The 23,585-nt window shown below is 59.8% G+C and carries 18 protein-coding genes and 1 pseudogene; 11 read left to right on the forward strand and 8 right to left on the reverse strand.

What is annotated here, in order from left to right:
- Nucleotides 1–93: 93 nt before the first annotated feature.
- The 3 genes from DYL61_RS10675 to DYL61_RS10685 are packed head-to-tail and all read left to right on the forward strand — an operon-like array spanning nt 94 to nt 2,722.
- A complete protein-coding gene (locus DYL61_RS10675) occupies nt 94–1,533 on the forward strand; it encodes a cytochrome ubiquinol oxidase subunit I (RefSeq protein WP_135308307.1) in 1,440 nt (479 codons plus the stop codon).
- A 1-nt stretch (nt 1,534) separates the two neighbouring features.
- Nucleotides 1,535–2,542, forward strand: a complete 1,008-nt coding sequence (gene cydB, locus DYL61_RS10680) for a cytochrome d ubiquinol oxidase subunit II (RefSeq protein WP_105699004.1) — start codon at nt 1,535–1,537, stop codon at nt 2,540–2,542.
- Nucleotides 2,543–2,554: 12 nt separating this feature from the next.
- The gene (locus tag DYL61_RS10685) at nt 2,555–2,722 is read left to right on the forward strand and encodes a DUF2474 domain-containing protein (protein WP_016973853.1); all 168 of its coding nucleotides are present in this window, start codon (nt 2,555–2,557) and stop codon (nt 2,720–2,722) included.
- A 66-nt stretch (nt 2,723–2,788) separates the two neighbouring features.
- On the opposite strand, the gene DYL61_RS10690 is transcribed toward DYL61_RS10685, so the two are convergent.
- Together DYL61_RS10690 and DYL61_RS10695 are read right to left on the reverse strand one after the other, a co-directional pair.
- Nucleotides 2,789–3,913, reverse strand: a complete 1,125-nt coding sequence (locus DYL61_RS10690) for a methyltransferase (protein ID WP_135308308.1) — start codon at nt 3,911–3,913, stop codon at nt 2,789–2,791.
- A gap of 156 nt (nt 3,914–4,069) precedes the next feature.
- A complete protein-coding gene (locus DYL61_RS10695; RefSeq protein ID WP_135308309.1) occupies nt 4,070–4,780 on the reverse strand; it encodes a helix-turn-helix transcriptional regulator in 711 nt (236 codons plus the stop codon).
- A gap of 368 nt (nt 4,781–5,148) precedes the next feature.
- Between DYL61_RS10695 and DYL61_RS10700 the strand changes: the two genes are divergently transcribed.
- The gene (locus DYL61_RS10700) at nt 5,149–5,925 is read left to right on the forward strand and encodes a ferredoxin--NADP reductase (protein WP_135308310.1); all 777 of its coding nucleotides are present in this window, start codon (nt 5,149–5,151) and stop codon (nt 5,923–5,925) included.
- Nucleotides 5,926–5,970: 45 nt separating this feature from the next.
- Here the strand turns inward: DYL61_RS10700 and mscL are convergent, their stop codons facing one another.
- Complete coding sequence (gene mscL, locus DYL61_RS10705; protein WP_105699008.1) at nt 5,971–6,387, reverse strand: large-conductance mechanosensitive channel protein MscL; 417 nt, start codon at nt 6,385–6,387, stop codon at nt 5,971–5,973.
- Nucleotides 6,388–6,674: 287 nt separating this feature from the next.
- On the opposite strand from mscL, the gene katB reads away from it, so the two are divergent.
- Nucleotides 6,675–8,216, forward strand: coding sequence for a catalase KatB (gene katB, locus DYL61_RS10710; protein WP_135308311.1), 1,542 nt, complete (start codon nt 6,675–6,677; stop codon nt 8,214–8,216).
- 78 nt (nt 8,217–8,294) lie between these two features.
- Nucleotides 8,295–9,662, forward strand: coding sequence for a DNA repair protein RadA (gene radA / locus DYL61_RS10715; RefSeq protein ID WP_135308312.1), 1,368 nt, complete (start codon nt 8,295–8,297; stop codon nt 9,660–9,662).
- 122 nt (nt 9,663–9,784) lie between these two features.
- Here the strand turns inward: radA and DYL61_RS10720 are convergent, their stop codons facing one another.
- Entirely contained in the window at nt 9,785–10,153 is a 369-nt protein-coding gene (locus DYL61_RS10720) for a PilZ domain-containing protein (RefSeq protein ID WP_135308313.1), read from the reverse strand.
- Between the two features lie 174 nt (nt 10,154–10,327).
- On the opposite strand from DYL61_RS10720, the gene DYL61_RS10725 reads away from it, so the two are divergent.
- From DYL61_RS10725 to yjiA, 3 genes are all read left to right on the forward strand, one after another.
- Nucleotides 10,328–12,394, forward strand: coding sequence for a carbon starvation CstA family protein (locus DYL61_RS10725; protein ID WP_135308314.1), 2,067 nt, complete (start codon nt 10,328–10,330; stop codon nt 12,392–12,394).
- Nucleotides 12,395–12,409: 15 nt separating this feature from the next.
- Nucleotides 12,410–12,607, forward strand: a complete 198-nt coding sequence (locus DYL61_RS10730; RefSeq protein ID WP_003194308.1) for a YbdD/YjiX family protein — start codon at nt 12,410–12,412, stop codon at nt 12,605–12,607.
- Nucleotides 12,608–12,763: 156 nt separating this feature from the next.
- The gene (gene yjiA / locus DYL61_RS10735; protein ID WP_135308315.1) at nt 12,764–13,723 is read left to right on the forward strand and encodes a GTPase; all 960 of its coding nucleotides are present in this window, start codon (nt 12,764–12,766) and stop codon (nt 13,721–13,723) included.
- Between the two features lie 195 nt (nt 13,724–13,918).
- Here yjiA and glyA read toward each other — a convergent pair whose 3' ends face one another.
- Both glyA and DYL61_RS10745 read right to left on the reverse strand, forming a co-directional pair.
- Nucleotides 13,919–15,172 carry a serine hydroxymethyltransferase gene (glyA, locus tag DYL61_RS10740; protein WP_135308316.1) on the reverse strand — a complete coding sequence of 418 codons (1,254 nt, stop codon included), beginning with the start codon at nt 15,170–15,172 and terminating at the stop codon, nt 13,919–13,921.
- Nucleotides 15,173–15,394: 222 nt separating this feature from the next.
- On the reverse strand, nt 15,395–19,246 hold the full coding sequence (locus DYL61_RS10745; protein WP_135308317.1) for a sensor domain-containing protein: 3,852 nt from the start codon (nt 19,244–19,246) through the stop codon (nt 15,395–15,397).
- A gap of 285 nt (nt 19,247–19,531) precedes the next feature.
- On the opposite strand from DYL61_RS10745, the gene ettA reads away from it, so the two are divergent.
- Nucleotides 19,532–21,196 carry an energy-dependent translational throttle protein EttA gene (gene ettA / locus DYL61_RS10750; protein WP_105699016.1) on the forward strand — a complete coding sequence of 555 codons (1,665 nt, stop codon included), beginning with the start codon at nt 19,532–19,534 and terminating at the stop codon, nt 21,194–21,196.
- A gap of 357 nt (nt 21,197–21,553) precedes the next feature.
- The gene (gene gdhA, locus DYL61_RS10755) at nt 21,554–22,891 is read left to right on the forward strand and encodes an NADP-specific glutamate dehydrogenase (RefSeq protein WP_135308318.1); all 1,338 of its coding nucleotides are present in this window, start codon (nt 21,554–21,556) and stop codon (nt 22,889–22,891) included.
- Here gdhA and DYL61_RS10760 read toward each other — a convergent pair.
- Together DYL61_RS10760 and DYL61_RS10765 are read right to left on the reverse strand one after the other, a co-directional pair.
- Nucleotides 22,888–22,962: pseudogene (locus DYL61_RS10760) on the reverse strand (transcription elongation factor GreAB); the annotation flags it as partial. The gene gdhA and the pseudogene DYL61_RS10760 overlap by 4 nt on opposite strands.
- Nucleotides 22,963–23,034: 72 nt before the next feature.
- Nucleotides 23,035–23,385 carry a hypothetical protein gene (locus DYL61_RS10765; RefSeq protein ID WP_135308319.1) on the reverse strand — a complete coding sequence of 117 codons (351 nt, stop codon included), beginning with the start codon at nt 23,383–23,385 and terminating at the stop codon, nt 23,035–23,037.
- Nucleotides 23,386–23,585 lie beyond the last annotated feature (200 nt).

The following is a 23,585-nucleotide window of genomic DNA, read 5'->3' on the forward strand; positions in this document are numbered from 1 at the left end:
GAAACGAATTGAAATTCGACAGACTCCATATCCGTGGGGGCAGTGGGTGCAGGCTCCCGCCAGCAGCCGGTATTACCTGACAGAGGAAGACTTATGTTCGGTTTGGAGGCGCTAGATCTCGCCCGAATTCAATTCGCATTCACCATCTCGTTCCACATCCTGTTCCCGGCGATCACCATCGGCCTGGCCAGTTACCTTGCGGTGCTGGAAGGCTTGTGGCTCAAGACCCATAACGACACCTACCGTGACCTCTACCATTTCTGGTCGAAGATCTTTGCCGTCAACTTCGGCATGGGCGTGGTTTCCGGGTTGGTCATGGCTTACCAGTTCGGCACCAACTGGAGCCGCTTTTCGGACTTCGCGGGCGCCGTCACCGGGCCGCTTCTGACGTATGAAGTGCTCACGGCCTTCTTCCTTGAGGCCGGTTTCCTCGGGGTGATGCTGTTCGGTTGGAACAAGGTGGGGCGCAAGCTGCACTTCTTCTCCACCGTGATGGTGGCTGTCGGTACGTTGATCTCCACGTTCTGGATTCTGTCGTCCAACAGCTGGATGCAGACGCCCCAGGGCTTTGAAATCATCGATGGCCGCGTGATCCCGACCGATTGGTTCGCTGTGGTGTTCAACCCATCGTTCCCTTATCGCCTGGCACACATGGCCACGGCGGCCTTCGTGGCGACGGCGTTCTTCGTCGGTTCCTCGGCGGCCTGGCACTTGCTGCGCGGCAAGGACAACCCGGCGATCCGCAAAATGCTCTCGATGGCGATGTGGATGGCGTTGATCGTTGCGCCGATCCAGGCGGTGATCGGTGACTTCCACGGCCTCAATACCTTGAAGCACCAACCGGCAAAAATTGCCGCGATTGAAGGCCACTGGGAAAACATCGGCAACGAGCCGACACCGTTGATCCTGTTCGGCTGGCCGGACATGAAAGCGGAAAAAACCAAATATGCCGTGGAGATCCCGTACCTCGGCAGCCTGATCCTCACCCACTCCCTGGATAAACAGGTGCCGGCCCTCAAGGAATTCCCGCCTGAGGACCGCCCCAACTCGACCATCGTGTTCTGGTCGTTCCGGGTCATGGTGGGCCTGGGCTTCCTGATGATCTTTACCGGTCTGTTCAGCCTGTGGCTGCGCCGGGGCGACAAGATGTACACGTCCAAGCCGTTCCTGTACCTGGCGTTGTGGATGGGGCCGTCCGGCCTGATCGCGATTCTTGCCGGCTGGTTCACCACCGAAATCGGTCGCCAGCCGTGGGTGGTCTACGGCTTGATGCGCACGGCGGATGCGTCTTCCGGGCATAGCCTGGCGCAGATGACCATCACCCTGGTGTTGTTCGTGGTGGTGTACTTCGCGCTGTTCGGCGCAGGTCTGGGCTACATGATGCGCCTAGTCCGTAAGGGGCCTCAGACCCACGAAGGCAGCGAGCCTACCCACGGCGGCCCTGGCCAGAAACGTACACCGGCCCGTCCGTTGTCGGCTGCCGATGATGGCGGCGATGACGACCACACCCACATCCAGCACAAGGGGCATTGAGATGGGTATTGATCTTCCGCTGATCTGGGCCGTGATCATCATCTTCGGCATCATGATGTACGTGGTCATGGACGGCTTCGACCTGGGTATCGGCATCCTCTTTCCGTTTATCCCCGGCAAAGTCGACCGTGACGTGATGATGAACACCGTCGCCCCCGTGTGGGACGGTAACGAAACCTGGCTGGTATTGGGCGGTGCGGCGTTGTTTGGCGCATTCCCGCTGGCGTATTCGGTGGTGTTGTCGGCGTTGTACTTGCCGCTGATCCTGATGCTGATCGGGCTGATCTTTCGCGGCGTGGCGTTCGAGTTCCGCTTCAAGGCCAAGGACCACAAGCGTCACCTATGGGACAAGGCGTTTATCGGCGGCTCGATTGCGGCAACGTTCTTCCAGGGGGTGGCGCTGGGCGCATTTATCGACGGCCTGCCGGTGGTGGACCGCCAGTTTGCCGGCGGCTCGCTGGACTGGCTTACGCCGTTCACGATGTTCTGCGGCGTCGCGCTGATCGTGGCCTACGCGTTGCTGGGTTGCACCTGGCTGATCATGAAGACCGAAGGTTCATTGCAAGAGAAGATGCACAACCTGGGGCGGCCACTGGCTTTCGCGCTGCTGGCAGTGATTGGCATTGTCAGTATCTGGACGCCGCTGGCGCACCCGGAAATCGCTTCGCGCTGGTTCACCCTGCCAAACCTGTTCTGGTTCCTGCCGGTGCCGATCCTGGTGTTGGTGACTCTGTACGGGCTGATCCGCGCCGTGGCACGTAATGCGCACTACACACCGTTCCTGCTGACGTTGGTGTTGATCTTCCTCGGCTACAGCGGCCTGGGTATCAGCCTGTGGCCAAATATCATCCCGCCGTCGGTGTCGATCTGGGATGCCGCCGCGCCACCGCAAAGCCAGGGCTTTATGCTGGTGGGCACGTTATTCATCATCCCGTTTATCCTGGGCTACACCTTCTGGAGCTACTACGTGTTCCGCGGCAAGGTCACCCACGAAGACGGTTACCACTAGGAGGGTCGTTGCATGTCCGGCAAACCTACGTTGCAAGAGATCGAACAGGCCGAGAAGCAGCCGTTGTGGCGGCGTCTGGGGTGGCTGGCGATGATCTGGACGGGCAGCGTGCTGGCCCTGTTTATCGTGGCCAGCCTGATGCGCATGTTCATGAATGCGGCGGGCCTGACCACCCACTGACATCCCGATCCGGGCTTTGCGGCCCGGCTTTCCAACCCTGCCCCTCGCAAGAGCGGCAGGGTTTTTTTATTTGCGCGCTTTGAGGATGACGAATTTCGGCGTGGTGGCCACTTGTTCGACGCCACGAAACAGCCGTGCCAGTTTGGTGTGATAACCCAGGTGGCGATTGCCGACTATATAGAGGGCGCCGCCCACCACCAGGGTTTCGCGGGCCTGCTGGAACATGCGCCAGGCGAGGAAGTCGCCGACCACCTGCTGTTGGTGGAATGGCGGGTTGCACAGCACCACGTCCAGCGAGTGGGGTTCCTGGCCAGCCAGGCCATCGGCGGCGCGCAGGGTGACGTCGCGGTCGCCCAGGGCCGCCTGCCAATTCTCGGCCGCCGATTGCACGGCCATATAAGACTCGTCCACCAGGGTGTACTGCGCGTCGGGGTTTTGCAGTGCGCTGGCAATCGCCAATACGCCGTTGCCGCAACCCAGGTCCGCGACACGGGCGCTGCCGAGGTTGTTTGGCAGGTGCGGCAGGAAGGCGCGGGTGCCGATGTCCAGGCCTTCGCGGCAGAACACGTTGGCGTGGTTGAGCAGTTCGATGGCTGGCGAGTCCAGGGTGTAACGGGTCGGGTAGGGCGAGACCGTCAACGGGCGGTCTTCAACGGTGGCGATCAGCAACCTGGCTTTCTTCACGGCCAATGACGCCTGCATCGGTCCGATATAGCGCTCAAGCAAATCACCGGCCGCCCGTGGTAGGTGCTTGATCATGGCACCGGCGATGACTTGCGCGCCGGGGGCCAGTTGGCCTTGCAGGCGAATCAGCTGTTCTTCCAGCAGTGCCAGGGTCTTGGGCACGCGGATCAGTACCCGGTCGAACGGGCCCGTTGGCACTTGGCTCGCGGGGATGAAGCGCACTGCATCAAAGGCCTTGCCGTTGCGCGCCAGGTTTTTCTCCAGGCCTTGCGCGGCGAGGAAGGAATCGCCGCTCGACGTCACCTGCACCCGGCCCTCCAGGCTGGCGGCCAGGGCACCGAAACTGTCATTCAGCACCAGTACGCGGGTAGTCGCCGTTGGCTGTTGCTCAGCTAAATAGCTGAGCAAGTATTCGTCGGCCGCATCGAACGCTTGCAGCGGATCATTGTGTTGCTCTGGCTGGCGGATCAGATCGAGCTGGGCGAAGGGGCTGTCGAGCAGGGGCATGGCGGGGGAGGCTCTGGGTCATCGTGAGAGGTCGGCAGTCAGCTGCGCGACCCTCTGAGTGAACTGCGAGGCGGCCTTTGGGCTGCATCAACACTCAGAATCGGGCGTAAATGTTACTTTTTTTCCAGAGGGATTACATGCGGTGTTTCTGTGGGGTTAAAAGCAGCCCATTTTAGAGGCCCTGAGTACCGCGGCGATCTTGTTGTTGACCCCCAGTTTCTTGAATGAACTGCTGATATGAAAGCCCACCGTGCGCTCCGACAAGCAGAGAATGGTGGCGATGTCCGATGCGGTCTTGCCCATGGCTGACCACTTGAGGATTTCCGTTTCCCGAGGGGTCAGTTGGCTGACGGGTTTGACGCTAGGCTCATCGGCATATTTCTGCGCGACGACCGCGTGCATGGCGTGACACAACCACAGCACCTGGCCAGCTTTTTCGTACAGTTCCTCCGGGCTGACTTCGCCTTCACCCCGTGCGAGGGTCAGCATACTGAACACACCCTGAAAGTCATGAACGGCCTGGGTCCAGCCCAAGTGCACACCGTGGAGTTGGGCCAGCTCCCATAAATTGGGTGCAGCGCCGAAGACTTTTTTCTCCCAGACCAGTGGTAGTACGCAGCGCTTACAGTGTGTCACTACGGGATCAACGTCGAAAAAGTTTGCTTGCTTATAGAGTGTGTTCCATTCGTTTGGATAGTTATTGAGTCGGATCGGTTTCGTTCGGTTGTTAGGTTGTTGTGAACTCATGGTAAAGGAACAGAATTGAAAGCCGAGTTCTAAGGTTTGGTTGATGACCATTTCAAAAATACTGGTGATCTCGTTCTCGCCTTCCAGTTTGGGGAGTCTAGTGTTGCGCCAGTTGATCATTGGTAACTCTCCATGGGGTGTACGCGGCCTGGGTACGTCCAGAACCCCAAAGCTGCACGGAAATGAGTGTAGGACATTGGCTACGTTACGAGAGGAAATTTTCGTTCTTGCGCGATGAGGTTTAAGAAGTTTTCGGCAGATTTGTTAGTTAGCTTTGTAAATATTAAGTTGGTTTTTTGAGAGTTTTTAATAGGTTGAAGTCGCTGTAATGTTTAACTAACAGTTTGTTGGTAAGCCTGATAAGAGTGTTAATCGCGAATTGATTAAGGGTGCTATTAAATCGCCAGTCTAAGATGCCACTACAAACCATCAGTGTTTCCGTAGGTCACTTTGAGGGACACTAGGGCACCTGTAGAACGGAGCCCCCCATGACGGCCAGTGCTGAGAAATTTACCCGCCAGACCTTGCTCGACGTGCAATCGCTGACCCCCAGCCTGTTTACCCTGCGCACCACCCGTGATCCGGGTTTCCGGTTTACGGCGGGTCAATTCGTGCGCCTGGGAGTGACCAAGGCCGATGGCCGCACCGTGTGGCGCGCCTATTCCTTGGTGTCCTCGCCGTTCGATGAGCATTTGGATTTCTTTTCCATTGTCGTTCCGGGTGGCGAGTTCACCAGTGAGCTGAGCCGTCTCAAGGTCGGCGATACCTTGATGGTGGAACGCCAGGCCACGGGTTTCCTGACCTTGAATCGCTTTGTCGACGGCCGTGACTTGTGGATGCTGGGCACCGGCACCGGGGTGGCTCCGTTCCTGTCGATCCTGCAAGACTTCGAGGTCTGGGAGAAATTCGAGCGCATCGTCCTGGTCTACAGCGCGCGGGAAGCCAAGGAATTGGCCTACCAGTCGCTGATCAAGGAACTGGGCGAGCGTGAATACCTGGCCGAATACGCCCACAAGCTCACCTACATTCCAATCGTTACCCGTGAACAGCACCCGGGCACGCTGAATGGGCGCATTACCACATTGATCGAAAATGGCGAGCTGGAGCGCGCCGCCGGCGTCGAGCTGACCCCGGAGCATTCCCGCGTATTGATTTGCGGCAACCCGCAAATGGTCGATGACACGCGCCAGTTGCTCAAGCAGCGCGATATGAACCTGAGCTTGAGCCGACGCCCTGGCCAGGTGGCGGTGGAAAACTACTGGTAATAAAAAAGGCGCCTCAAACGGGCGCCTTTTTCAAACCGGCTTTGGTTATAACGGTTTGTCGTTCTGTGCCTTGAGCAGATCGCGGATCTCGCCCAGCAACACTTCTTCCTTGGTCGGCACTGGCGGTGCACTGGGTGCCACGGCCTCTTCGCGCTTCAGGCGGTTGATCGCCTTCACACCCATGAAGATCGCAAACGCGATGATCACAAAGTCGATCACGCTCTGGATGAACTTGCCGTACGCCAGCACAACCGCCGGGGCATCGCCCTGAGCCGCCTTGAGCGTAATCGCCAGGTCACCGAAGTCCACGCCACCGATCAACAGACCGAGCGGCGGCATCACCACGTCGCCTACAAACGAGGAAACAATTTTGCCGAAGGCGGCGCCGATGATAATACCGACGGCCATGTCGACCACATTACCTTTGACCGCGAAGGCCTTGAACTCACTGATCACGCCCATAGGTTATTCCTTGTTACAGATGAGAAGGGTGGGGCTCAGTGTAAGTCAGTCGTAGAGGGCTTGCCCGACACAACTGTTAACACTGTTAGTTTTTATCGACACATTAAATCGCAAATAGTTTGCAAAGTGCCATCAATCGCGCGCGAATTACCCATAATTTCAGTGGGTTACCAGACTATTTTCTTTATCGGGTTGGTACTGCTTTTCTATTTATCTTCTGGGCTCCAGCTCACTAGCCTCTGGCAAGCACAACTGAATGTGCATTAGAAAAACCAGAGGAAACCTCGATGAAAAACCCAATGAGCCGTGGGCCAATATCCGCGCGATCCGCGCTGGTTCTGGTAACCGCCAGCCTGCTTTCCCTCTCTGTACACGCCGCCAACCTCACCCGCGATAACGGCGCTGCCGTCGGCGACAACCAGAACTCACAAACCGCCGGTGCCAATGGCCCGGTGCTGCTGCAAGACGTGCAGCTCATCCAGAAGCTGCAGCGCTTCGACCGCGAGCGCATCCCTGAGCGCGTTGTACACGCCCGTGGCACCGGCGCCCACGGCACCTTCACGGTCACCGATAACCTCAGCGACCTGACCAAGGCCAAGGTCTTTGCGGCAGGTGAAGCCACCCCGGTGTTCGTGCGTTTCTCCGCCGTGGTCCACGGCAACCACTCCCCGGAAACCCTGCGCGACCCCCGTGGCTTCGCCACCAAGTTCTACACCGCCGACGGCAACTGGGACCTGGTGGGCAATAACTTCCCGACCTTCTTTATCCGTGATGCGATCAAGTTCCCGGACATGGTTCACGCCTTTAAACCGGATCCACGCACCAACCTGGATGACGATTCCCGGCGCTTCGACTTCTTCTCCCATGTACCCGAAGCCACGCGCACGTTGACCGAGCTGTACTCCAACTCCGGTACACCCGCCAGCTACCGGGAAATGGATGGTAATAGTGTGCACGCCTACAAGCTGATCAACGCCAAGGGCGAGGTGCACTACGTCAAGTTCCACTGGAAGAGCCTGCAAGGCATCAAGAACCTCGACCCCAAGCAAGTCACCGAAGTGCAGGGCAGGGATTACAGCCACATGACCAACGACCTGGTCACCCACATCAACCAGGGCGACTTCCCCAAGTGGGACCTGTACGTGCAGGTACTCAAGCCTGAGGACCTGGCCAAGTTCGACTTCGACCCCTTGGATGCCACCAAAATCTGGCCGAATGTGCCCGAGCGCAAAGTCGGCCAGATGGTGCTGAACCGCAACCCGGCCAACGTTTTCCAGGAGACCGAACAAGTCGCCATGGCCCCTGCCAACCTGGTGCCGGGCATCGAGCCCTCGGAGGATCGCCTGCTGCAAGGCCGGATATTTTCCTACGCCGACACCCAGATGTACCGCCTGGGCGCCAACGCGCTGCAACTGCCAATCAACGCACCACGGGTAACCGTCAACAACGGTAACCAGGACGGCGCGATGAATTTCGGCAAGACCAGCAGCGGCGTGAACTACCAGCCGAGCCGTCTTGAGCCTCGGGAAGAACCACAAACCGCACGCTACAGCCAGTCGGCGCTGGCGGGCAGCACCCAGCAGGCGAAGATTCAGCGTGAGCAGAACTTCAAGCAGGCCGGTGACCTGTATCGCTCGTTCAATAAGAAAGAGCGCCAGGACTTGATCGACAACTTCGGCGGCTCGCTGGCGACCACCGATGACGAGAGCAAGCACATTATCCTGTCGTTCCTCTACAAGGCCGACCCGGAGTACGGCGCTGGGGTGGCCAAGGTCGCCAAGGGAGACCTTGCACGGGTAAAAGTGCTGGCAGACAAATTGACTGACTGATCGCAGGTTTCGGCGAGGCGCCCTTGATCGGGCGCCGCGCTGAGCTATCATCGCGGTTTTTCGGTTGGAGGTTCTCAAATGGCAAAGGCCAAGCGCATGTACGGCTGCACGGAGTGCGGCGCGACCTTTCCCAAGTGGGCCGGCCAATGCGGCGAGTGCGGCGCATGGAACACCCTGACTGAAACCATGATCGAGAGCGGCGGCGCGGCTGCCCCCAGCGGTCGTGCCGGCTGGACCGGGCAACAGGCGCAGATCAAGACATTGGCTGAAGTCAGCGTCGAAGAAATCCCGCGTTTTTCTACCGCGTCTGGCGAACTGGACCGTGTGCTTGGCGGTGGCCTGGTGGACGGCTCCGTAGTGCTGATCGGTGGTGACCCCGGTATCGGCAAATCCACCATCCTGCTGCAAACCCTGTGCAGCATCGCCAGCCGTATGCCGGCGCTGTACGTCACCGGTGAGGAATCCCAGCAACAAGTGGCCATGCGCGCCAGGCGCCTGGGGTTGCCCCAGGACCAGCTGCGGGTCATGACCGAGACCTGCATCGAAAGCATCATCGCCACGGCGCGTATCGAAAAGCCCAAGGTCATGGTGATCGACTCGATCCAGACGATTTTCACCGAGCAATTGCAGTCGGCACCCGGCGGCGTATCCCAGGTGCGTGAAAGTGCGGCGCTGTTGGTGCGCTATGCCAAGCAGAGCGGCACGGCGATTTTCCTGGTGGGCCATGTGACCAAGGAGGGCGCGCTGGCCGGGCCGCGCGTGCTGGAACATATGGTCGATACCGTGTTGTATTTCGAGGGCGAATCCGATGGTCGCCTGCGTTTGTTGCGAGCGGTGAAAAACCGTTTCGGTGCAGTCAACGAATTGGGCGTGTTCGCCATGACGGATCGGGGGCTGAAAGAAGTCTCCAACCCTTCGGCGATTTTTCTTACCCGCGCCCAGGAAGAAGTCCCAGGCAGTGTGGTAATGGCAACGTGGGAAGGCACCCGGCCAATGCTGGTGGAAGTGCAAGCGCTGGTGGATGACAGCCATTTGGCCAACCCACGGCGTGTCACCTTGGGCCTGGATCAGAACCGCCTGGCGATGTTGCTGGCGGTGCTGCACCGGCATGGCGGCATCCCGACCCATGATCAGGACGTGTTCCTCAACGTGGTGGGCGGGGTCAAGGTGCTGGAGACCGCGTCGGACCTGGCGTTGATGGCGGCGGTGATGTCCAGCTTGCGTAACCGGCCACTGCCCCATGATTTGCTGGTGTTTGGTGAGGTGGGCTTGTCGGGTGAGGTGCGGCCGGTGCCGAGTGGCCAGGAGCGGTTGAAGGAGGCCGCGAAGCACGGCTTTAAACGGGCGATTGTGCCCAAGGGTAATGCGCCGAAGGAGTCGCCGGCGGGGTTGCAGATTATTGCAGTGACGCGCTTGGAACAGGCGTTGGATGCCTTGTTCGAATAATCAACAACACTGATAAACCCATGTGGGAGGGGGCTTGCCCCCGATAGCAGTGTGTCAGGCACTTATCTGTCACTGACATACCGCAATCGGGGGCAAGCCCCCTCCCACATTTGTTTTGCCTGTCAGGTAACCAGCAACGCCGCCAACTCTCGGTGCAGCTCCTCCTCATCTCCCAGATTCAGCTCGACAAACCGCCGCAAAAAGCTGATCGAATCCAGATCAATGTGCTGGCACACAAACCCCAACTGTCCATGATCCTCATGGGTCAGCCGCACTTGCATCTTGATGTGGGCCTTCGGGTCCAGGCGAATATCCACATCGAACGGCAGCGCCTTATTCCCCTTCCAGTCTTCGGGCCGTTGCACCAACAACCCCTTTAACGACAAATCCACCAATTGCACCGGCCATTCCCGGCCGTTTTGCCGAAGTTCGGTCTTGGCATCAAAGGCGATCCGGCGAAAACGACGACGGTCAGACGGCTGTTCGGTCATGGTGAAACCCTCTGTGGATAAAGGGATTGTAGCCCTGCGCCATCATTGGGCATTTATTTCGGCTTTTTTCGCCCGGAGAAGGCTCTAGACCAACGTAGGGGGGTGGTCTTTAAAGCCAACAGCGCTAAACTCGGAACGGCTGTCCTTTCTGTCCACCCTGGCTGGAATATAAAAATGAAAAATAATAATAGCCTGCTACGCCACCTACCCTGGCTGGTGCTGGCAATCGTAGGAGCGTGCGCCCTGGGCGTAGTGGCCTTGCGCCGCGGCGAGGCGATCAACGCCTTGTGGATTGTGGTCGCTGCTGTGGCCATCTACCTGGTTGCTTACCGCTACTACAGCCTGTTCATCGCGAATAACGTGATGCAACTCGATCCACGGCGGGCCACCCCCGCAGTGCTCAACAACGATGGTCTGGACTATGTGCCGACCAACAAACACATCCTGTTCGGTCACCACTTTGCGGCGATTGCCGGTGCAGGCCCGTTGGTCGGCCCGGTGCTGGCGGCGCAAATGGGCTACCTGCCCGGTACGCTCTGGCTGATTGCCGGCGTGGTGCTGGCCGGTGCGGTGCAGGACTTCATGGTGCTGTTCCTGTCCACCCGTCGCAACGGCCGTTCCCTGGGGGATATGGTCCGCGAAGAGATGGGCCGCATTCCGGGAACCATCGCGCTGTTCGGCTGCTTCCTGATCATGATCATCATCCTCGCGGTGCTGGCGCTGATCGTGGTCAAGGCCCTGGCCGAAAGCCCGTGGGGCATTTTCACGGTAATGGCGACCATCCCGATTGCGATGTTCATGGGCATCTACATGCGCTACATCCGCCCGGGCCGCATCGGTGAAATCTCGATTATCGGCGTGCTGTTGCTGCTGGGCTCGATCTGGCTGGGCGGGCAGATTGCCGCTGACCCAGTGTGGGCCAAGGCCTTTACCTTCACCGGTATTCAAATCACCTGGATGCTGATCGGCTACGGTTTCGTTGCCGCAGTATTGCCGGTGTGGCTGATCCTGGCACCGCGTGACTACCTGTCTACGTTCCTGAAAATCGGCACCATCATTGCCCTGGCCATCGGCATCCTGGTCACCATGCCAGAGCTGAAAATGCCCGCGCTGACCCAGTTCATCGACGGCACCGGCCCGGTGTGGAAGGGCGGTCTGTTCCCGTTCCTGTTCATCACCATCGCCTGTGGCGCGGTATCGGGTTTCCATGCGCTGATCTCCTCGGGCACCACGCCCAAGCTGCTGGATAACGAAACCAACGCCCGTTACATCGGTTACGGCGGCATGCTGATGGAGTCGTTCGTGGCCATCATGGCCATGGTTGCCGCTTCGGTGATCGAGCCAGGCGTGTACTTCGCCATGAACAGCCCGGCCGCAGTGGTTGGCGGTGATGTGGTGGCTGTGGCGCAAACCGTCAGCAGTTGGGGTTTTGCGATCACGCCAGAGGCGCTGCAAGCCGTGGCCCATGACATCGGTGAAACCACCATCCTGGCCCGTGCCGGCGGTGCGCCGACCTTGGCGGTCGGTATCGCGCAGATCCTGCACAGCGTACTGCCGGGTGAAAACACCATGGCGTTCTGGTACCACTTTGCGATCCTGTTCGAAGCGCTGTTTATCCTGACGGCCGTTGACGCCGGCACCCGTGCCGGTCGCTTCATGCTGCAAGACCTGTTGGGTTCGTTCGTGCCGGCGCTCAAACGCACCGAGTCCTGGACCGCCAACCTGATCGCCACCGCTGGTTGCGTGGCGATGTGGGGTTACCTGCTGTACCAAGGTGTGATCGACCCACTGGGCGGCATCAACACCTTGTGGCCGCTGTTCGGTATCTCGAACCAGATGCTGGCGGGTATCGCGCTGATGCTGGCCACCGTTGTGCTGATCAAAATGAAACGCCAACGCTACATCTGGGTGACCATGCTGCCAGCGGTCTGGCTGCTGATCTGCACCACCACGGCGGGCTTCATCAAGCTGTTCGACGCCAACCCGGCGGTGGGCTTCCTGTCCCTGGCCAAGAAGTACAGCGATGCCCTGGCCAACGGCCAGATCCTCGCCCCGGCCAAGAACATCGACCAGATGCAGCACGTGATCTACAACGCCTACACCAACGCAACGCTGACGGCGCTGTTCCTGTTCGTGGTATTCAGCATCCTGTTCTATGCGCTCAAGGTCGGCGTCGCCGCCTGGGGCAACAAAGAACGTACGGATAAAGAAGCCCCGTTCCAGGCCGTGCCGGACGCGTGATCGAGGATTGCAGCCATGTTCAATGACATCAGTCGCCTCGGTAAATACCTCGGTCAGGCCGCGCGCCTGATGGTCGGCATGCCCGACTACGACACCTACGTCGAGCATATGCAAACCAAACACCCGGACAAGCCGGTGATGGACTACAAGGCGTTCTTCCGGGAACGCCAGGAAGCCCGTTACGGTGGCAAGGGTGGGCCTAAATGCTGCTAACTCGGTAATTTTGAGTCAGTGGTGATCCCATGTGGGAGGGGGCTTGCCCCCGATTGCGGTATGTCAGTGACCGATAAGTGCCTGACACACTGCTATCGGGGGCAAGCCCCCTCCCACATTTGTTTTGTGTTCCTTCAGTTATAAGGAGAACTGTCTTTGTCCTCTCCCATTCCGGTAACGATCCTCAGCGGCTTCCTTGGTGCTGGCAAGACCACCTTGCTGCGCCACTTACTCAAAGCCGAACACGGGCTGAAAATCGCCGTGATCGAAAACGAATTCAGTGACGCCGGTATCGACACCCAGCTATTGGGCGACGAACCGGTGCAAGTCATGACCCTGTCCAACGGCTGCGTGTGCTGCACCATCCACACCGACCTGACCAAAGCCCTGTATCTGTTGCTTGAACGCCTGGACAGCGGCGAAATCGCCTTCGACCGCCTGGTGATCGAAACCACCGGCCTGGCCGACCCAGCGCCGGTGGCGCAAACCTTTTTCATCGACGAGGAACTGCGCGAGCGCTACATCCTCGACGGCATCATCACCCTGGTGGACGCCGCTCACGCCGAGCATCACCTGACCCAGACCATCGCCCAGGCGCAGATTGGTTTTGCCGACCGCCTGCTGGTGAGCAAGCGCGACCTGGTGGATGACGCCACCTTTGACGCGTTGAGCGAGCGCCTGACCCGCATCAACCGCCGCGCGCCGATCCGTGTGGTGGACCACGGCACTATCGACCTGGCTGAATTGCTGGATGTACGCGGTTTCAACCTCAACGCCGGCATGAGCCTGCGCCCGGTGAGTGCCGCGCCGTCCATCGACCGCATTTCCAGCCTGGTGCTGCGCACCGAGCAGCCGCTGGATATTGATCGGCTCAGCGAGTTCATGAATGAGCTGCTGGAAGATCATGGCAAGCAGTTGCTGCGCTATAAAGGCGTGCTGAATATTGCCGGGGAAGATCGGCGGATGGTGTTTCAGGGTGTGCTCAAACTTTACGGTTTCGACTGGGACACCGAGTGGGCCGAGGGCGAGGCGCGGGAGAGTGTGATTGTGTTTATTGCTGATGAATTGCCCGAAGACAAGATTCGCGAGGGCTTCCAGCGGGTCTACCAACCCTGACTTGAAATACGATCAACTGTGGGAGGGGGCTTGCCCCCGATTGCGGTGGGTCAGACAGCCCATCTATGACTGACACACTGCCATCGGGGGCAAGCCCCCTCCCACAGTTGATTGCATTTCAGGTTGAGAAAGCAGTGTCTTCAGGCACAAAAAAGCCCGGCTCAAGAGCCGGGCTTTTCATTCAAGCAACTGCAATCAAGCGCCGTACACCGGCAGCTTCTTGCAGATGGCCTTGACCTTCTCACGTACCGCGTCGATCACGGTTTCGTTGTTCAGGTCAGCCAGGATGTCGCAGATCCAGCCAGCCAGTTCCTTGCACTCTGCTTCCTTGAAGCCACGGGTGGTCACAGCCGGGGTGCCGAAGCGCAGGCCCGAGGTGACGAACGGCGAGCGTGGGTCGTTTGGCACGGAGTTCTTGTTCACGGTGATGAAGGCTTTGCCGAGGGCAGCGTCAGCATCTTTACCGGAAATGTCCTGCTTGATCAGCGACAGCAGGAACAGGTGGTTTTCAGTACCGCCGGACACCACGTCGAAGCCGCGCTCGATGAACACGCTGGCCATGGTCTGGGCGTTCTTGACCACTTGTTGCTGGTAGGTCTTGAACTCAGGTTGCAGCGCTTCCTTGAAGCAGATCGCTTTGGCGGCGATCACGTGCTCCAGTGGGCCGCCTTGGGCGCCTGGGAATACGGCAGAGTTCAGCTTCTTCTCGATGTCGGCGTTGGCGCGAGCCAGGATCAGGCCGCCACGTGGACCGCGCAGGGTCTTGTGGGTGGTGGTGGTCACCACGTCAGCGAAAGGCACCGGGTTCGGGTAGACGCCAGCGGCGACCAGACCGGCTACGTGAGCCATGTCAACGAACAGGTAGGCGCCGACCTTGTCAGCGATCTCGCGGAAACGTGGGAAGTCCAGGATCTGCGAGTAGGCAGAGAAACCGGCCACGATCATTTTCGGCTTGTGTTCAACCGCCAGGCGCTCGACTTCGTCGTAGTCGATCAGGCCGTTGGCATCGATACCGTATTGAACGGCGTTGTACAGCTTGCCGGAGGAGGAAACGCTGGCGCCGTGGGTCAGGTGACCGCCGTGGGCCAGGCTCATGCCCAGGATGGTGTCGCCGCCTTGCAGCAGGGCCAGGTACACGGCGCTGTTGGCTTGGGAACCGGCGTGCGGCTGGACGTTGGCGTAATCGGCGCCGAACAGCTCTTTGGCGCGGTCGATGGCCAACTGTTCAACCACGTCGACGTACTCGCAACCGCCGTAGTAGCGCTTGCCTGGGTAGCCTTCGGCGTACTTGTTGGTCAGAACCGAACCCTGAGCCTCCATGACCGCTGGGCTGGTGTAGTTTTCCGAAGCGATCAGCTCAATGTGCTCTTCCTGGCGCACGGCTTCTTGCTCCATGGCGGCAAAGAGATCGGCGTCGTACTTGGCAATAGTCAAATCACGGCTGAACATGGCGGTCCTCAAGGATCGGGGGCAGAAAAGGAGGGCATTCTAACCCAATGGGTTTTAGATGGCATATGAAAGGACATCATGTCGCGGACAAGTGGGGCTCATCTGGGGATAGGCGGTGACTGTGAGGGCCTCATCGGGGGCAAGCCCCCTCATACATTCGAGCGCATTCCAAGGTGGGAGGGGGCTTGCCCCCGATAGGGCCAGTGGCCTCACCCCAGAACCTCAGTCGAACATGAACAGCGCATCATTGCTGAACTGCGCCTCGAACCGATTCGCCGGCATCGGCCGCCCAAACAGATAACCCTGCACCTCATCGCAACCATGTTCACGCAGGAAATCCAACTGCTCATGGGTCTCCACACCCTCGGCGATCACCGCCAGGTTCAAGCTGTGGGCCATGGCAATAATGGCGCGGGCAATCTGCGCATCCTGCTCGCCGGACGGCAGGCCATCGACAAAGGTGCGGTCGATCTTCAACACGTCGATAGGGAATTGCTTGAGGTAGTTGAGCGACGAATACCCGGTGCCAAAGTCGTCCACCGCAATGCTCAGCCCCAGGTTTTTCAGGCTGTCGAGGATGTGCATGGCTTCGTTGACTTCGCGCATCAGGATACTTTCCGTCAGCTCCAGCTCCAGGCACGCCGGCGGTAGGCCGGTGTCCTTGAGGATGGTGGCGATGCGCGTGCCCAGTTGGCCGTCGGAGAACTGTCGCGCAGAGATGTTCACCGAGACTTTCGGCACCCGCACCTTGTTCTGGTGCCAGGTCTTGAGTTGGCGGCAGGCTTCGCTGATCACCCAGTCGCCCACGTCCACCACCAGGCCCAACTCTTCCAGCACCGGGATAAAGTCCCCCGGCGGCACCAGGCCACGTCGCGGGTGGCGCCAGCGCAGCAGGGCTTCGGCGCCGGTCAGGCGTTTGCCGTCGCCGCTGAACTGCGGCTGGTAATAGAGCACGAACTCGTTCTGGTCCAGGGCGTGGCGCAGGTCGCTTTCCAGTTCCAGGCGTTCCAGGGCGCTGGCGTTCATGTCGGACTGGTAGAACTGGAAGTTGTTCTTGCCGCGTTCCTTGGCGTGATACATCGCCGTGTCGGCGTTTTTCATCAGTTGGCTCAGCTCGTTGCCGTCTTGCGGGCTGAGGGCGATGCCGATACTGGCGGTCACAAAGAACTCGCGGCCTTCCAGCACGAACGGCTTCACCAGGCTGGCGAGGATCTGCTCGGCCACGTGAATCGCGCGGTTCAACGCCATCTCGCGGCTGACCCGTGGTTGCAGGAGCAAGGTGAACTCATCGCCGCCCATGCGTGCCACGGTGTCGTCTTCGGCCACGCAGCCGAGCAGGCGGGTCGCCATCTCCTTGAGCATGCGGTCGCCGGCGGCGTGGCCCAGGGAGTCGTTGATCGGCTTGAAGCGGTCGAGGTCGAGGAACATCAGTACCACCCACGACTTCTGTCGTTCGGCCGCCTGCAATGCTGTATGCAAGCGGTCCTGGAACAGGGTGCGGTTGGGCAAGTGGGTCAGGGCGTCGTAGTAGGCCAGGCGGTGGATGCGCTGTTCGCTGGCCTTGCGCTCACTGATATCGCTGAAGAAACACACGTAGCTGGCCAGGTCGCCTTCGTCGTCGAACACCGCCGTAATGCCGACCCATGCCGGGTAATGCTCGCCGTTGCGGCGCTTGAGCCACACTTCGCCTTCCCAGGTGCTGTGCTGGTGCAGTTGCTTGAGCACGTAGCGCAGGTGGGATTCCTGCTGTTCGTCGACGGTGAGCAGGTTCGGCAACTGGTCCAGCACATCGCTGACCGCGTAACCGCTGACGCGGCTGAATGCCTCGTTGGCCTGCACGATGTAACCCGCAGGGTCGGTAATCAGGATCGCCGAGGTGGAGTGCTCGAAGACCGTGGCCGCCATGCGCAGGTCTTTCTCGGCGCGGCGTTGCTGGCTGATATCGCGGCCCACACCGAGGATGCCTTCGAAGGTGCCGTGTTCGTCCCACACCAGTACCAGGCGTAGCTCAATCGGCACTTTGCGACCATCGGCGCGCAGGCAGTCAAACAGGAACAACTGAGTCTGCATTTCATCGCGCAGCTGGTTCAGCGCCTCGGCATCGCCCAGCGCACGGCTGACTTGCTCCACCAGGCTATAAATGCCGCTCAGTTGCTGCGGGTTGGCAACGATCGACTGCCAGCCGTTCTGGAATACCCAGTCCACGTCATAACCGAGCACCGCATTGACCGAGGGGCTGATGTAGTTGAGGGCCAATTGGCTGTCGGTGGAGCAGATGACGTCGCTGATGCTTTCGGCGAGCATGCGGTAGCGCTGTTCGCTGTCGCGCAGGGATTCGCTGGCTTCGATCTGGTCGGTGATGTCCTTGGCCACGCCAATGATGCGTGTGACCACGGCGGTCTTGTCCCGGGCCAGGGCCTGCTCGCGGATATCGAAGCGGCGCCATTGGTTGTTCCGATGGCGAAAGCGCAGTTGGCATTGCAGTTGTGTGGTGTAGCCGACCTGGCGCTGCTGTTGGCGCAGGTCGTGGTAATGCTCGGCGTCCTCGGGGTGCAGCAGGATTTCCCAGAAGTATTCGCCCATTTGGTGCAGTTCGGCCTTGTTATAGCCGAGGGTGTGGCCCAGGTGGTGGTTGCTGAAAATCATGCGCTGGCTGATCACGTCCTGCACATACAGGTGATCGGGCACGGTGCGCACCACGTCGGACCAGAAACTCTCACGCTCCACCAACGACAATTCGATCAGCTTGCGGCTGGTGATATCGCTGATGCTGAGGATCACCGCCTTGAAGTCATCGCGCTGTTCCGGCAGGCGCATCACCAGCCACAGGTATTGATCGTTGCTGGCGGCATCCTTGAGCTGAATTTCCAGCTCAAGCTGATCCTGTCGGGTCAGGACGGCTTCGAGTATCTGGTAACCAATGGAGGTGGCGTTGCGCGGGCAGTCATCGATCAGGCGCTCCCAGGCTTCTTCGCAGGAACCCACGTTCAACAGGCGTACCGCCACCTGGTTGACCTCGGTGATGCGCAGTTCCTTGAGCAATTGCTGGCGCTCGATGGGGTTGTCCTGCAGCCAGGTGTGCAACTGCGCGCGGGTCTCCAGTTGGGCCTTGGCGAAGAACGCATTGAGGCCCGACAAGTCCAGCACGCACAGCGCCACGCCGGTGCCTTCGAAAATATCCTGATACCGCCGCCGGCCCTCATGCACCTGGCGTTGGCGACGGCGCATGTTCAGCAGCACGATCACCGGGATCAGCGAAAATGCCAGGCCCAGCAGGCACTTGCCGATAAACGCGGGCAGCAGTTGCTCAAGCACTGCGGTGCGGTCGAACAGCCCGCGCAATTGCCAGTCGCTTTTGCTCAGGGGGGTCACCAGCACGCTTTTATTCAGCTCGTCCGGCGTCAGGGCGCTGGCCCATTGGGCTGGCATGCCGCTGTCACGGCTGATGACCTGGTGGTTGAGGCGATTCTCGATGGCCCACATCGGCCGCTGGCCCTGGCCGTCCTGGCGCGTCAGGTTGGCCAGGTAGCTGGGCGCCAGGCGCAGCACCCAATACACCCTGGAGCCGCCGCTGGGCTGGTGCAGTAATAGATAGATGAGGCTGCCGTCGTTGTTGTTGCTCAGGTAATACGACTGGGAGTGGCTGCGCTGCACCAACTCTTCGAGCCAGGCGGCGTCCTGGCTGTCGCTGGCGCTGTCGATGATCATTGCGCCGCTGGGGGCGAGCAGGGCGATGCTGCGCAACTCCGGCAGGGAACGCTGCAAGGTGTGCATCAACGCCTGTTGTTGTTCGCTGTCGTGGGGCGGCTCGACCATCGGCAGCAAGTTCAGGGCGATTTTTGCGCTGAGGGCCATGTTCAGGCTGATCTGTTCAGCCAGATCGGCGCTGTAGTCGATGGTGTATTGCTGCTGGTTCTTCTGGTTTTGCTGTAGCTGGTCAAGCAGTTGCCAGAACAATAACGCGAGCAGCAAAAGGACAAGCGTCGCCAATGCGCCTTTGAGGGTGCCGTGCAGGGGCGCTCCCGGCGCTATATGAGCGGCGCGCAGGGGAGTTGGCGGCGTGACTTTGGACAAGCTGTGATCCTGCGGTTTGGCTGGACTGGCGCGCGACGTGCACTATAAGCCGGGCGCCCGGAGGGCGGCTAGCATGCCTTGACTTGTGGCAAAGTGCCAGCCCCGCTTGGCTGGACTGACCAAGCGCATTCAGGTAGCTTTGCCGGTTACGCGGGGGCGTTCCAGCCCCAGACATTCAGGCTTTTTCCGCACGCAGGCATTGATCACCGTCAACGGCCCGCGCGGCGCATGGCCTGGCACGGGCTTCGCCCGCTTAATTCATCAGTCACTGACGCTAGGTTCACCATGGCTCAATACGTCTTCACCATGCATCGGCTGGGCAAAGTTGTCCCTCCGAAGCGGGAAATCCTGAAAAACATTTCGCTGTCCTTTTTCCCTGGCGCCAAGATCGGCGTACTCGGCCTCAACGGTTCGGGTAAGTCCACGCTGCTGAAGATCATGGCTGGCGTCGACACCGAGTTCGAAGGCGAAGCCCGCCCGATGCCCGAGCTGAACATCGGTTACCTGCCGCAAGAGCCGCAGTTGGATCCGTCCAAGACCGTGCGCGAAGTGGTTGAAGAAGCCGTCAGCGTGATCAAGGACGCTCAGGCCCGCCTGGACGAGGTCTACGCCGCCTACGCTGAGCCGGATGCCGACTTCGACAAGCTGGCCGCCGAACAGGCCAAGCTTGAAGCCATCTTGCAGGCCGGCGACGGTCACAACCTGGAGCGCCAGCTGGAAGTCGCCGCCGACGCGCTGCGCCTGCCGGCGTGGGACGCCAAGGTCGAACACCTGTCCGGTGGTGAGAAACGTCGTGTGGCCCTGTGCCGCCTGCTGCTGTCGGCGCCCGACATGCTGCTGCTCGACGAACCCACCAACCACTTGGACGCCGATTCCGTCGCCTGGCTGGAACATTTCCTTCACGACTTCCCGGGCACCGTGGTTGCGATCACGCACGACCGGTACTTCCTGGACAACGTTGCCGGCTGGATTCTGGAACTCGACCGTGGCGCCGGTATCCCTTACGAGGGCAACTACTCCGGTTGGCTGGAAGCCAAGTCCGACCGTCTGGCCGCCGAATCCAAGCAGCAATCGGCCCACGAAAAAGCCATGAAGGAAGAACTGGAGTGGGTGCGCAAAGGCGCCAAGGCCCGCCAGTCCAAGTCCAAGGCGCGTCTGCAACGCTTTGAAGAAATGCAGTCGCAGGAATTCCAGAAGCGTTCGGAAACCAACGAGATCTACATCCCGGCCGGTCCGCGCCTGGGTGACAAGGTCATCGAGTTCAAGAACGTTTCCAAAGGCTATGGCGACCGCGTGTTGATCGACAACCTGTCGTTCTCCATGCCAAAAGGCGCAATCGTCGGCGTTATCGGTGGTAACGGTGCGGGTAAGTCCACGCTGTTCCGCATGCTGATGGGCAAGGAAACCCCGGACTCCGGCAGCATCGAGATCGGCGAAACCGTGCAACTGGCCTGTGTGGACCAGAGCCGCGACGACCTCGACGGCAGCAAGACCGTGTTCCAGCAGATTTCCGACGGCTCCGACCAGATCCGCATCGGCAACTATGAAATCCCGTCGCGCACTTATGTGGGCCGTTTCAACTTCAAAGGCGGCGACCAGCAGAAGTTCGTCAAGGACCTGTCCGGTGGTGAGCGCGGTCGCTTGCACCTGGCCCTCACCTTGAAAGAGGGCGGCAACGTGTTGCTGCTCGACGAACCGTCCAACGACCTCGACGTTGAAACCCTGCGTTCCCTGGAAGAAGCCCTGCTGGACTTCCCGGGCGCCGCCATTGTGATCTCTCACGATCGGTGGTTCCTTGACCGCGTCGCGACTCACATCCTGGCGTACGAAGACGACTCCCAAGCAGTGTTCTTCGAAGGCAACTACACCGAGTACGAAGCGGACCGTAAGAAGCGCCTGGGCGAAGCCGCTGCCCAGCCGCACCGCGTGCGTCACAAAAAACTCGCCTGATTCTGGCAGGTTTAAAAGAACGGAGCCTTCGGGCTCCGTTTTTTTTTGCATGCTCTCAGGTAGACCGAGTTGGATTCATTCGCGAGCAAGCCCGCTCCCACATTTGATCGGGTTTCCAGATAAGAATGCGGTCGAATGTGGGAGGGGGCTTGCCCCCGATGGCTGTCTCACTGTTGGTGCATAACCCTGATCTGAAATCCCTTATAAGGTGCAAAAAAACCTGTTTATTGGATTTATTTATATCCAATGCACCATTTAAATTCACAAAGGCGACATTTTGCCCTGTCGCAGTGCGAAATGAATTGATAAAGTCCGGCTCAATCTCTGTTAACAACTAAAAATCTGCCGAGACTTTTGATGATCGAATCCGTCGAATCCTTCCTTGCCCGCCTCAAAAAACGCGACCCTGACCAGCCTGAATTCCATCAGGCGGTGGAAGAGGTCCTACGCAGTTTGTGGCCGTTTCTTGAAGCCAATCCCCATTACCTGACCTCAGGCATCCTGGAGCGCATCTGCGAGCCGGAACGTGCGATTACTTTCCGAGTGTCGTGGGTGGATGATCATGGCAAGGTCCAGGTCAATCGCGGTTTCCGTATCCAGATGAACAGCGCCATTGGTCCGTACAAAGGCGGCTTGCGCTTCCACCCGTCGGTGAACCTGGGTGTGCTCAAGTTCCTGGCCTTCGAGCAAACCTTCAAGAACTCCCTGACCTCGCTGCCCATGGGCGGCGGCAAAGGCGGCTCGGACTTCGACCCCAAGGGCAAGAGCGACGCCGAAGTCATGCGTTTCTGCCAGGCCTTCATGAGCGAGTTGTACCGCCACATTGGCGCCGACGTGGACGTGCCGGCTGGCGATATCGGCGTGGGCGCCCGGGAAATTGGCTTTATGTTTGGCCAGTACAAGCGCCTGAGCAACCAGTTCACCTCCGTGCTGACCGGCAAGGGCATGACCTACGGCGGCAGCCTGATCCGCCCGGAAGCCACCGGTTTCGGCTGTGTGTACTTCGCCGAAGAAATGCTCAAGCGCGACGGCCAGCGGGTTGAAGGCAAGCGCGTGGCCGTGTCGGGCTCCGGCAACGTGGCGCAATACGCGGCACGTAAGGTCATGGACCTGGGCGGCAAGGTGATTTCCCTGTCCGACTCCGAAGGCACCCTGTACGCCGAAAGCGGTTTGACCGAAGAACAATGGTTGGCCCTGCTGGAGCTGAAAAACGTGCAGCGCGGTCGCATCAGCGAACTGGCCGAGCGTTTCGGCCTGGAATTCCGCAAGGGTCAAACTCCGTGGGAGCTGGCCTGCGACATCGCCCTGCCATGCGCGACCCAGAACGAACTCGACGCCGATGCCGCCCGCACCCTGCTGCGCAACGGCTGCCTCTGCGTGGCCGAAGGCGCGAACATGCCGACCACGTTGGAGGCTGTGGATATCTTTATCGAGGCGGGCATTCTGTTTGCACCGGGCAAGGCGTCCAACGCCGGTGGTGTGGCCGTGAGTGGCCTGGAAATGTCACAGAACGCCATGCGCCTGCTGTGGACCGCCGGCGAAGTGGACAGCAAGCTGCACAACATCATGCAGTCGATCCACCACGCGTGCGTGCACTATGGTGAAGAAAACGGCCGGATCAACTACGTCAAAGGCGCAAACATCGCCGGTTTCGTAAAAGTCGCCGACGCGATGCTGGCCCAAGGCATCGTCTAAGCCTCGGGCTCAATGCGCAGCACTTCGATCAACTGATCGCCGACGGGGCGCTTCCACAGCACCTCGTCACCGTGCCACGTCGCAAAACGCGATCGTTCCCACGCTCCGCGTGGGAATGCAGCCCTGGACGCTCTGCGTCCGCTTTAGCGATAGGCCCTCGCGGCATCGCGGTCTTTTTCCCGTTGCCAGTCTTGATCCCGCTCATCCCAGTGACGTTGCTTGTAGTCGCGCAACTCTTCGTTCTCACGCATGGCCTTGCACTGGCGAAAACCGTCTTCCCAGCCTTCGGCGTATTCGCGGTCTTTCAGATAGCGCGGCACATTCTTGCGAAACTCCCCGCTGATCACCCCAGCCGCCTGGCGACCGCTGCTGCAACCGTCGTCAAAACCATCGGCAAACGCCGGGGGATAACCCTTGGCCAACAAATCCTGATGGGTTGATTGGCAACCCGCCAGCCACACCACCGCACACAGCATTACCGCATACCGCCACATGGCGTACTCCCTGGCCGTCTACCGGCTGATAGGGAGAAGTTTAGGTCGGGAATTGTCGGGGCGGTGTGAAAGGCAGGTGAGAAAGGTGTTGGATGTGGGAGGGGCTTGCCCTAATGCCAGTCAGTTAAGAGATGACAGGAGCAACACCGCCTCTGTAGTGAGCGGGCTTGCCCCGCGCTGGGTGGCGAAGCCGCCCCCAA

Source organism: Pseudomonas nabeulensis (genome assembly GCF_004682045.1).
In the GTDB taxonomy this organism is placed as follows: domain Bacteria; phylum Pseudomonadota; class Gammaproteobacteria; order Pseudomonadales; family Pseudomonadaceae; genus Aquipseudomonas; species Aquipseudomonas nabeulensis.